The following is a 10904-nucleotide window of genomic DNA, read 5'->3' on the forward strand; positions in this document are numbered from 1 at the left end:
GTGCTGCTCCACGTCTGGATCCGCGGCGAGGGCGGCGGCCCGGCTCCGCCGTCGAGCCACGGCCGGCCTCGCCGGCGCCCGGGGTGACCTCCTCGGCGGACAGCGCCGCAGGCCACACGCGCGCGCGCCGGCGCATGCACGCACTGGTGCTGATGGGATTCCTGGCGACGGCGGTGGCGATCTTCCTTCCCGCCGACCTGCACGCCGGCAGTGTGATGATCGGCGCCACCACCGCCGACAACTCGCAGCACGCCTGGTTCCTGCGCTGGTTCCCGTACGCGCTCGCCACCCACCAGAACCCGCTGTTCACCACCAACCTCATCGAGCCCGGTGGCGTCAACCTGATGTGGAACACGTGGATTCCCCTGCCGGCATTGCTGCTCTCACCGCTGACGCTGCTGCTCGGACCGGTGGCGTCGTTCGACATCGCGGTCACGCTCGGCGTGGCGCTCAGCGCGTGGTGCGCGTACCTGGCCGCGTCGCGGTTCCTGCGGCGGCGCTGGGCGGCGGTGCTCGCCGGTGCCGCGTACGGCTTCTCGCCATTCATCTTCGACCAGTCGTACACCGGCCATTCCAACATGGTCATTGCGGTGGTGCCGCCGCTGATGCTGCTGCTCCTCGACACCATCCTGGTGCGCCAGACCACCTCACCGCGCCGTGCCGGACTGCTCTTCGGCGCTCTGATGACCGCGCAATTCTTCATCACCGAGGAGTTGCTTGCGTCTGAGACGTTGATGGTGATCGTCGGGGTCGCCTGTCTCGGGCTCATGCACCGGCGCGAGGCCGCCACGCGGTGGCGCTACGTCGTCGCATGTGTGCGATGGGCGCTGGCGCTCTTCATCCCACTGGCCGCGTACCCGGTGTGGTTCCAGTTCTTCGGCCCCCAGGTCCCGCACCAGCTGATCGCGGACAAGAACTTCTTCGTGACCGACCTGCTCAACGTCGTGCTGCCCTCGACGGCGCAGGGCGTGGAACCGTCGTTCGCGCGGGACATCGCAGAGCACTACGCGGGCAACTCGGGAGAGTGGGGCGGGTACGTGGGGATCCCCATGGTCGCGGTGGTGGCCTGGACCGCGTGGCGGCAGTGGCGGCGGCCGTTGGTCCGGGTGCTGTGCATCAGCGCCGCGGCGGCGGTGGTGCTCAGCTTCGGCTCGACGCTGCACGTCGGTGGGACCGACACGCACGTCCCTCTGCCCGCGGCCATCCTCGCCCACCTGCCGGTGCTCGACAACCTGGTGCCGGCTCGCTTCGCTGTGTACGTGGCGCTCTTCACCGCCCTGCTCTTTGGCCTCTTCGTCGACTCACTGCCGGCGCGGCGGCAGAGCACACGCGTCGTGGCGCTGGTCACCGTGCTGATCGCGGCAGCGTTCGTGCCGCCGCTTCCCTTTCCGACGCGGGTCGCGGTGACCCCGGCCTTCTTCACGGCATCCCCCGCGCCTCTCGCCCCCGGGAGCGCCGTGCTAGTGGTGCCGTTCTCGCACGACTTCTACTCGACGCAGGCGGTGCTCTGGCAGGCGGAGGCGGGGATGTGGTTCTCGATGCCCGAGGGCTACATCATCAACCGCCAGCCGTCCGGGGCCGCCGCCCAGGGGCCGCCCCCGAGCGCGACCGGCTCGACGCTGGTGGCAATCGCCGCCGGGCAGGCGGCCGATGCAACGGTGGACGAGCAGACGCGCCGACGGATCCTGGTCGAGCTGCGCGCCTGGAAGATCGGCGCGGTGGTGCTGGGCCCGATGGACCATCATGCCGCCGAGATGAAGGCGTTCCTCGCCGACCTGTTCGGCACCGCGCCGGTCGACCGCGACGGGGTGACGATCTGGGGCTCGGTGCCGGCGCCCTCGTAGCTGAGGGTGTCCGCAATATTTGCCGGCATCGCGACGTTGAACCGGATGACCAGGGACGCGACCGGAGCCTCCGCCACAAAAGAGCGGATGCGTCGACGTGACCTCGGCTGGGAGAGACGATCGTATGAGACGGGCACGCATCCTGCTGGCCACGCTGGTGATGCTGGTGCCCGCCGTGCCGTTGCTCGGGACCGCCGCTGTGACCGTCGCCCGCGCAGCGTCGTGCGTGGGTCAGCCCGGCGGCCCGTATCCGAACGACCCGCAATACGCGCCCGCAGAGAACGGCGTGGCCGGGGCCACCTGGGACACCGAGGACTGGTACCTCTACGGCTGCCTCCCCACCTCGACCGCTCCGCTGGCGAGCGATCCGGACGGTGCTTCGGGCATGAGCGTGAGCAACCTCTGGAACCGGGCCACCAATCCACAACGAGGCCGCAATGACGTCGTGGTCAGCTACGTCGAGGGCGGGGTCAACTGGCGCATCCCGACGAGCTGCGAGCTCAAGGACCGCGCCCAGCTGAACACCGGCGAGCTGCCCTACCCGGAGAACTCCTCGGGACAGACCAAGCAGACCGGCAACCGCTACGACCTCAACAACGACGGCGTGGTCAACGTCGAGGACTACGTCAACGACCCGCGCGTCCTGGCGGCCGTGACGGGTCAGCCGAAGAGTCCCGGCCCAGGGCCATTCTTGCACCACGTCTGCTCCACCGTGGGACCGGGGTTCAGCGACATCACCCCCGAGGACCTCATCGTCGCGTTCGGGCACTGCCACGTGAGCAACGGAGCGATCGTCCAGTGCCCCACCGGCGGCCGCTTCGACAACGACGGCAACGGCTATCCCAACGACATCAACGGCTGGAATTTCAACCGCGACAACAACGATCCCCAGACCGAGCAGAGCATCTACGAGCACTTCGACGGCGAGTCCGCCCAGGCCATCGGTGAGGGCAACAACAACTTCGCCAACATCGGCTTGTGCCCGCTCTGCCGGTACGTGCCCATCAAGGCCGGCGACGAGGCCATCGACCGCCCCGACCGCGTCGCCGAGGCGATCGTCTACGCGGCGGACATCGGCGTCAACGTACTCGACGTCACCTCCGCCTCTCTCGGCCTCAACAAGTCAGTGCAGGCGGCGATCAACTACGCCTACAACAAGGGCACGGTTGTGGTCTTCGCCAGCAACGACTTCGAGTCGGCCGATCACACCGATGGCATGTACTACGCGCACGTGTGGCCGGGCAACTCGGTGACCGGTGATCACTCCACGCGAAACAGCTCGGGGTGCCCCGCACCACCGGCCAACCCGGGCTCCCCGCTGTGCGCCTTCGTGGTCACCAACAACACGTACGACTCCCGCTCCAGCCTGACCTCGTACGGGCCGCACTCGCTGTTCTCTGTGCCCAACCCCGACGGTTCCACCTCGACGGGCACGCCGACGAATGCGGGCGTTGCCGCGCTGGTCGTCTCCGAGGGCAAGTCCGCTGTGGATCGCGGACAGATCAGCGCGCCGCTCAGCGCCAACGAGGTGCAGCAGGTGGTGCGCTCGACGGCAACGCCGATCTCGGCGCCGTGCCCGCCCGTCGAACCGTGCTTCACCGCGCCGAGCGGATCGCTGTTCAACATCCAGTACGGCTACGGCGAGCCCAACGTGCTCGCTGCCGCGGCCGCTGTCGACGCCAACCACATCCCCCCGGTGGCGGACATCCAGTCACCGTCGTGGTACCAGTGGGTCGACCCGACGAAGCAGTCGAGCGTCTCCGTCACCGCCAACGTCGCCGCACCGCGCGCTCTGGGCGGCACGTACTCGTGGCAGCTGCAGTACGGCCTGGGCCCGCAGCCCAACGACACCACCGGGTGGACCACCATTGCCAACGGCAGCGGCGGTGGCCCGGCGACGGTGTCGGGGAGCATCAACCTGAGCGCCATCCCGTCGTCCTTCTGGGGCGGCCCGTACAGCGTCGACCTGACCACGCGGTCGACCATCGAGCAGTACGACGTCAGCGTCCGCGTGCGAGTGTTTGCCAACAGTGACACCACTCATTCGTACTCGATGGGTGAGGACAGGCGCGCCTTCCACCTCCGCCACGATGACACCCAACTGGCCGGCTTCCCGCTCAACCTCGGCGCCTCCGGAGAGGCTTCTCCGACGCTCGCCGACATCGAGGGCAGCGGCAAGCTCGACACCATCATCCCGACGTCGGACGGCGCCGTCCACGCCATCCGCCCCGACGGCACCGAGGCTCCCGGCTTCCCGGTGCACACCGGCCCGCCGCCCGGGATGGACCCGAGCTACGCCAACAACTACCTGAGCGACCCGACCTGGGGACAGAACCTCCTGCCGCGTCCCGGTGACACGATCGCCAGCGCGCTCGCCGTCGGTGACCTCAACCACACCGGCGCCCTCGACGTCGTGGGCAGCACCCTCGACGGCAAGACGTACGCGTGGGACGGGCTCGGCCGGCTCCTCCCCGGCTTTCCGGTGCTCAACGGCACGACCTCGCAGTTCGGGCTCACCGTGCCCCCGCCGGATACTCCCTACAGCTTCCAGCCCGAGAACGTCTCCTTCCCCTCACCGGTGCTCGCCGACCTCGAGGGCACCAAGCACCTCGACATCATCCAGGCCGCCGGCGACAACCACGTGTACGCGTGGCGCCCGGACGGCGCGGCGGTGCCCGGTTGGCCCGTGAGCACCCTGCTGCCTCCCGGCACCGTGCCGGCCGGGCAGCAGCAGACGCACGACAGCAAGGTGATCCCGACGCCCGCGATCGCCAGCATCAACGGCCGCACCGACGTGGTGGTGGGACTCGATGACAGCATTCTCGGGACCGGTCCCGCGGGCGCCGGCGTGCAGGCGTTCCTGCTCGCCTTCGACGGCCGGGGCACCAACGGGGGCGGCAGTGTCAGTGGCAACCCGGCGCTGCTCCCCGGCTACCCGGTGAAGATCCCCGGGCTCATCCAGGGCTACGGTGTCGCCCAGGACTTCGTCACCCAGGGTGTCGAGTCGCCGGTGGTGTACGACGACCTGGTGCGCGGTCCCCAGGCGGTGGTCAACGCCAACCTCTTCTCGCAATACCGCGTCGACCTGACGACGGCGACGGTGTCGCCGACACCCTTCCAGCTGGCGACCCTCCCCGCGCTGGCGCCGAACTCGTGCCCCACTCCGCAAAGCGTGCCACCGACGTTCTCCGCCAACTGCACGCTCACCCCGTTCACCACGTCGGCCAGCCTCGGCAAGGCCGTCCCCAATTCGGTCGTGCCGCAAGCGTTCCAGGCCGGCTCGTCCGCGCCCGACGTCCTTCTGGGGATCACCCAGACACCCGGCTTCGGCATCCGCGTCGACAACGGCGTCGGCGGCTGGGACCCGAGCACGGGCGTCAACCTGCAGCCCTACAACCATTACATCCAGGGGCTATCGTTCTTCGGGGCACCGGCGATCGCCGACGTCAGCGGCGACGGCATCCCCGACGTCCTCCAGGGCGCTGACTCGAGCGCGCTGATGGGCTTCGACAGCGTCACCCACCAGCCCGCCGCGGGCTTCCCCAAGTGGACCGGTGGCTGGTCGCTCTTCACCCCGGCCACTGGTGACATCAACGGTGGCGGGGTCACCAACGTCGCCGAGATGACGCGCGAGGGATACCTCAGCGTCTGGTCGACCGCGGGCAACGGCTGCGCCGGCAACAGCGAGGCCTGGCACTGGCACCAGGACGACCGCAACACCGGCCACTACGGCACCGACACACGGCCGCCGTCTGCCATCTCCGACCTCGCCGCAACCACGCAGAACGGCCAGGACAAGCTCACCTTCACCGCAGTCGGCGACGACTGGAAGTGCGGGACCGCGGCGAGCTACCAGCTGTTCACATCGTCGCAACCGATCACCCAGGACAACGTCGGCTCGGCGACTCCGCTGACGGTGACCCAGGCGCCGAACCCGTCGGGCACCGCCGAGGCGATCACCGTTCCGCAGTCATCGGGCCAGGGCTTCTTCGCCATCCGTGCCGTCGACCACGCCGGCAACATCGGACCGCTGCAGGTCACCAATCCATTGGCAGCCAGCGTCGCCGAGTTCGGCCCCGGCGCGGCGATCGGACTGGCTGCGGCCACCGCTGTGGTGGCAGCGGTGCTGGTGCCGCTACGTCGCCGGCGCGCGCGCCGTCAGCCCTGACCGCGCAGGTGCGAGACGTCGTTCCAGAGCGTGATCGACGGCCAGTCGTGCTCCCACGCCAGGGTTGAGATGCTCGCCGTGGAGAGGTTGAAGTGACGTGCCAGTGGCGCGTGCTGCGCGATCCAGCGCACGGCCAGCACGCGGAGAAGATGGCCGTGGGCGAAGAGGGCGACGTCACCCTCGACCGCGCGGACCCTCGCGATCACGGCGTCGGCGCGGGCCGCCACCTCAGCCAGCGTCTCGCCATTGAGGACGCCCTCGTCCCAGAGATTCCAGTGGCGATCGCGCTCACGAATCTGCGCGGTGGTCATCCCCTCGTAGTCGCCGTAGCTCCACTCGCGAAGGTCCGCGTCGAGCTCAGCGACGTCGCGGTAGCCGGCGATCCGGCACGTGGAGACGGCGCGCTGCAGAGGGCTGCAGAGCACCAGTTCGAACGTGTGCGGCGCCAGCCGCCGAGCCAGCGTGGCGGCCTGGCGGAGGCCGTCGTTGTTGAGCGGGATGTCCGTCCAGCCGGTGTGGCGGCCGGCCTCGCTCCAGTCGGTGGCGCCGTGGCGCACCAGCACGATCTGACGCGGACGCGACTCCTCGGCCAAGCTCAGCGACTGCGGGGCGGCCAGCCGCGCCGGCGCGGGGTGAGCAGGCGGAGCACCGCGAGCAACAGCGCGGCGCCGATGAACGCCACCACGACGTCGCCGATGATGCCGCCGGTGTCGATCGAGCGGTTCGGCGAGAGCAGCGACAGGAGCAGGCCGCCGAGCACCGCCCCGGCGAGACCGACCGCGGTATCGGCCAAGCAGCCGAAGCCACCGCCGGCCACGACCCGGCCGGCCAGGGCCCCCGCTACCAGGCCGATGACCAGCCAGGTGATGATGTGATGGCTGTCGAGGGTCAGGGTGGCCAGCAGGTTCACCCGGCGCAGTCTACGCAGTTGGGACGCGACGTTCGAATGGTGGCGAGGCCCGCACCAGTTCTCTGGTGGCAGACTCGGCCCATGTCAAGGAGAGCCCATGCCTGAGAGCCTCAGCGTCACCGACAACCGCACCGGCAGGACGTACGACCTGCCCATCGAGAACGGTGCGGTCCACGCCACCGCCTTCCAGCAGATGAAGCTGGACGATGAGGACGACGGCCTGCTCCTCTATGACCCAGCGTTCCTCAACACCGCCTCCTGCACCAGCCGGATCACCTTCATCGACGGTGATCGCGGCATCCTCCTGTACCGGGGCTATCCCATCGAACAGCTCGCCGAGCACAGCAACTTCCTCGAGACGGCCTACCTGCTCATCCACGGCGAGCTGCCCAACGCCGCCGAGTACGCGGCGTGGGAGCACGAGCTCACCATCCATACGCTCGTCCACGAGAACGTCAAGAGCTTCATGGACGGGTTCCACCATGACGCCCACCCGATGGGGATGCTGCTCTCCACGGTGGGAGCGCTCTCGACGTTCTATCCCGACGCGACCAAGATCTACGACGAGGAGCAGCGGCGCATCTCGATCTACCGGCTCATCGCCAAGATGCCGACCCTGGCGGCGTTCGCATTCCGCCACTCCCGCGGTCTGCCCTACAACTACCCGGACAACGACCTCAGCTACGCGGGCAACTTCCTCAGCATGATGTTCAAGATGGTCGAGCCGCGCTACCACGCGGTGCCAGAGATCGAGCACGCGCTCGACGTGCTGTTCATCCTCCACGCCGATCATGAGCAGAACTGCTCGACCAACGCGATGCGCGCGGTGGGCTCGTCACACCCCGACCCGTATTCGGCGACGGCGGCGGCGATCGCCGCCCTGTATGGACCGCTGCACGGCGGCGCCAACGAGGCGGTCATCCGCATGATCGAGCGCATCGGCTCCGTCGACAAGATCCCGGAGTTCGTCACCGGCGTCAAGGCGGGCAAGGAACGCCTCATGGGCTTCGGGCACCGCGTCTACAAGAACTACGACCCGCGCGCCAAGGTGATCAAGCGGATGGCGGACCAGGTGCTCGCCGTCACCGGAACCAGCCCGCTGCTCGACGTCGCCCGCGAGCTCGAGACAATCGCGCTCGAGGACGAGTACTTCGTGAGCCGCAAGCTCTACCCCAACGTCGACTTCTACAGCGGCTTCATCTACCAGGCGCTCGGCATCCCGGTGGAGATGTTCCCCGTGCTCTTCGCGATCCCGCGCACGGCCGGCTGGCTGTCGCAGTGGGAGGAGTCATTGCTCGACAAGGAGCAGAAGATCGCCAGGCCACGGCAGGTGTACCTGGGTGCGCCCTCGCGCGACTTCGTGTCCATGAGCGAACGCGAGGTGCAGCGGCCAAAAATCGTCGCCGCAGGTTAGCCGGGCGGACGCTCCGTCATCACCCAGATGCGGCCGGCGATGTCAGCTGCGATGGCGTCGACGTCGTGTGTCCGGTAGTCGAGCCAGTAGCGGCAGTGCAGGAGCATGCCCTCGCCGTCGAGCTGCACGTCGACGCGGGGGGCCGGGTTGGTGGCGATCTGGCGCGTTGCCTCGAGCTCGCGTCGTGCGCCTCGTAGGGCCGCTTCCAGGTCCTTGTCACGCTCGATCCGAACGCTCACCGTGTACTGGCGCTGCCCGTAGGCGCTGCTGTTGACCACTATGCCGGTGAAGACCGTCAGGTTGGGCAGGAGCGCGAGGCGTCCGTCGCCAGTGCGCAGCGCGGTGGTGCGCAGGGTGATGTTCTGCACCACCCCGGCCATGTCGGAGACGGAGATCAGGTCGCCGATCCTGAAGGGGCGTTCGAGCAGCAGCCAGATACCGGCGAGCACGTTGCGCAGCACGTCCTGGAAGGCGAGGCCGATGGCCAGGCTGGCGAGGCCGCCGAAGGTCAGCAGGAACGCGAGCGGGACGCCCGCGGTGACCAGGCCGCAGAGCGCCGCGAAGAAGTAGATGACCGCTCCGCCGACGTTGCGGATCAGGGCGCGGACCTGCGGGTCGCCGTGGGCGCGCTGTACGGCGCGGTCGATGATCCGACGGGCCACCCGCCCGATCGCGAAGACCAGCGCGAAGATGACGATGGGGCCGATCAGACGCTCGATGAGCGGGCCGAAGATGCCGGACGGATCGTGCTTGGTGACGGTGGTGCAGAGGTCGTCGAAGAAGTAGTTCTTGTCGCAGCTGAACGCGGTGGCGGCGAGCATCGCCGCGATGGTAGAGCCCTGCTATTCGGCTGGGGCTTCCTCGCCGGACTCGGCCGCCGCCTCGCCCTCGGCAGGCGCCTCGCCTTCCTCGGCCGCGGCCAGCTCGGGCTCCTCCTCGACGATGCGCAGGGCGGCGACCTTCACCACCAGCTCGTCAGGATCGACGTGGACGAGCTCGACTCCCTCGGGCAGCGTGATCTCGCGCACGTGGATGCCGGCGTCGATCTCGTCGAGACCGCTGACGTCGACGGTGAACTGTGCGGGCAGGTCGGCGGGAAGGCACTCGACGCGCAGCGTGTTGACCAGTTGCTGCAGCGTCCCGACCTTGGCGTCCACCACCGCGGGGGACTCGCCGGTGACGACGACGGGCACGTCCGCGGTGAGCTTCTCGCGCAGGTTGACGGCGAAGAAGTCGGCATGGATCGGCCGGTTGGTGCGCGGGTCGATCTGCATCTCGCGCACCAGCACCTTCTGGGCGCGGCCGCCGTCGACGGAGAGGTCGATGAGCTGGGTGCGACCGGCGCGCATCCAGACGCGATGGAGCACCGTGGCCGGCGCGGTGATCGCGCGCGGCTCGACGTTGTGCCCGTAGAGGACGGCGGGCACCAGGCCCTCGCGGCGGAGCGGCCTGTTGTGGCTGCCCCGCTCCTCGCGGGTCGTGGCCGGCAGTTCGATGGTCGCCATACGGCCGGTCACTGTACCGGAAGCGAGGCGATTGGCCTCGTGAGCAGGCGTGATCGAGATCGGAAGGCCGCCCACGGCGTCCCCATGGAAGTGGCACCATCGCCAGCAGTGGATCGCGCGGCGGTCCCGCACGGAGGAACAACCATGCCGAAGTACCTGTTTGAAGCGTCCTATACCGTGGAGGGCGTCAAAGGGCTGATCAAGGAGGGCGGCACTAGCCGACGTACGAACTTCGAGACTGCAGTCAAAGGCCTGGGCGGCTCCTTGGAGTCGTTCTACTACGTCTTCGGCGAGGACGACGTCGTCGGGGTCCTGGACATGCCGGACAACGTCAGCATCGCCGCGCTGAGCCTGTCGGTGGGTGCTTCCGGTGCCGTCTCCACCTCTGTGCGCGTGCTGCTCACTCCAGAGGAGATCGACGCCGCGGTGAAGAAGACGACGGACTACCGCGCCCCGGGGAAGTAGACCGGCCTCAGGCGGCGACCTTGCCGAAGCGCTCCTTGACGTAGGCGACCGCCTCGTCGAGCGACGTGCCGGGGGTGAACACCTTGTCGACACCGAGCTCGCGCAGGGCTGCGACGTCGGAGTCGGGGATGATCCCGCCGCCGAAAACGACGATGTCGCCCGCGTCGCGCTCACGGAGCAGCCGGATGATCTCCGGGAAGAGCGTCATGTGGGCGCCGCTGAGCAGGCTGATGCCGATGCCGTCGACGTCCTCCTGGATGGCTGCGTCCACGACCATCTCCGGGGTCTGGTGGAGGCCGGTGTAGATCACCTCGACGCCGGCGTCGCGGAGCGCCCGCGAGATCACCTTGATGCCGCGGTCATGACCGTCGAGGCCGACCTTGGCCGTGAGGATGCGGATGTGCCGGCCCTTGCTTGCCACGCGCGGATCTTACCCCGCGGTGACCTGAGCTTCTCGCAGCGCGCTCAGAGCGCGGCGGCACCGAGCGTGGCGAGCGCCTGCGCGGCCCGGTCGGCACGCTCGCCGAGGTAGTCCTCGACGGGGACGTCGCACTGGCCCGCGGCCGCGCCGGCGAGCGCGGCGGTCAGGGTGCCGACG

Annotated in this window: 9 protein-coding genes; 4 read left to right on the forward strand and 5 right to left on the reverse strand. The window is 68.9% G+C overall.

The window, feature by feature from the left end:
• Both JF886_RS15765 and JF886_RS15770 read left to right on the forward strand, forming a co-directional pair.
• Positions 1–1844: hypothetical protein (locus JF886_RS15765; RefSeq protein WP_337314173.1), on the forward strand; the 1844-nt coding region annotated here is incomplete at its 5' end.
• A gap of 124 nt (positions 1845–1968) precedes the next feature.
• Positions 1969–6012, forward strand: a complete 4044-nt coding sequence (locus JF886_RS15770) for a S8/S53 family peptidase (RefSeq protein WP_337314175.1) — start codon at positions 1969–1971, stop codon at positions 6010–6012.
• Here the strand turns inward: JF886_RS15770 and JF886_RS15775 are convergent.
• Both JF886_RS15775 and JF886_RS15780 read right to left on the reverse strand, forming a co-directional pair.
• Complete coding sequence (locus JF886_RS15775; RefSeq protein ID WP_337314177.1) at positions 6003–6605, reverse strand: histidine phosphatase family protein; 603 nt, start codon at positions 6603–6605, stop codon at positions 6003–6005. The genes JF886_RS15770 and JF886_RS15775 overlap by 10 nt on opposite strands.
• Positions 6606–6607: 2 nt before the next feature.
• Positions 6608–6922, reverse strand: a complete 315-nt coding sequence (locus JF886_RS15780; RefSeq protein ID WP_337314179.1) for a GlsB/YeaQ/YmgE family stress response membrane protein — start codon at positions 6920–6922, stop codon at positions 6608–6610.
• A 97-nt stretch (positions 6923–7019) separates the two neighbouring features.
• On the opposite strand from JF886_RS15780, the gene JF886_RS15785 reads away from it, so the two are divergent.
• On the forward strand, positions 7020–8336 hold the full coding sequence (locus tag JF886_RS15785) for a citrate synthase (protein WP_337314181.1): 1317 nt from the start codon (positions 7020–7022) through the stop codon (positions 8334–8336).
• Here JF886_RS15785 and JF886_RS15790 read toward each other — a convergent pair.
• Together JF886_RS15790 and JF886_RS15795 are read right to left on the reverse strand one after the other, a co-directional pair.
• Positions 8333–9157 (reverse strand): mechanosensitive ion channel family protein, encoded by an 825-nt coding sequence (locus tag JF886_RS15790; RefSeq protein WP_337314183.1) that lies wholly within the window; start codon positions 9155–9157, stop codon positions 8333–8335. The genes JF886_RS15785 and JF886_RS15790 overlap by 4 nt on opposite strands.
• A 21-nt stretch (positions 9158–9178) precedes the next feature.
• The gene (locus JF886_RS15795; RefSeq protein WP_337314185.1) at positions 9179–9841 is read right to left on the reverse strand and encodes a 50S ribosomal protein L25; all 663 of its coding nucleotides are present in this window, start codon (positions 9839–9841) and stop codon (positions 9179–9181) included.
• Between the two features lie 144 nt (positions 9842–9985).
• Here JF886_RS15795 and JF886_RS15800 point away from each other — a divergent pair, with 144 nt between their 5' ends.
• Entirely contained in the window at positions 9986–10306 is a 321-nt protein-coding gene (locus tag JF886_RS15800) for a GYD domain-containing protein (RefSeq protein WP_337314187.1), read from the forward strand.
• 7 nt (positions 10307–10313) lie between these two features.
• Here the strand turns inward: JF886_RS15800 and JF886_RS15805 are convergent, their stop codons facing one another.
• Positions 10314–10727 carry a cobalamin B12-binding domain-containing protein gene (locus JF886_RS15805; RefSeq protein ID WP_337314189.1) on the reverse strand — a complete coding sequence of 138 codons (414 nt, stop codon included), beginning with the start codon at positions 10725–10727 and terminating at the stop codon, positions 10314–10316.
• Between the last annotated feature and the right edge of the window lie 177 nt (positions 10728–10904).

The organism is Candidatus Aeolococcus gillhamiae (genome assembly GCF_016464765.1).
Taxonomy (GTDB): Bacteria; Chloroflexota; Dormibacteria; order Aeolococcales; family Aeolococcaceae; genus Aeolococcus; species Aeolococcus gillhamiae.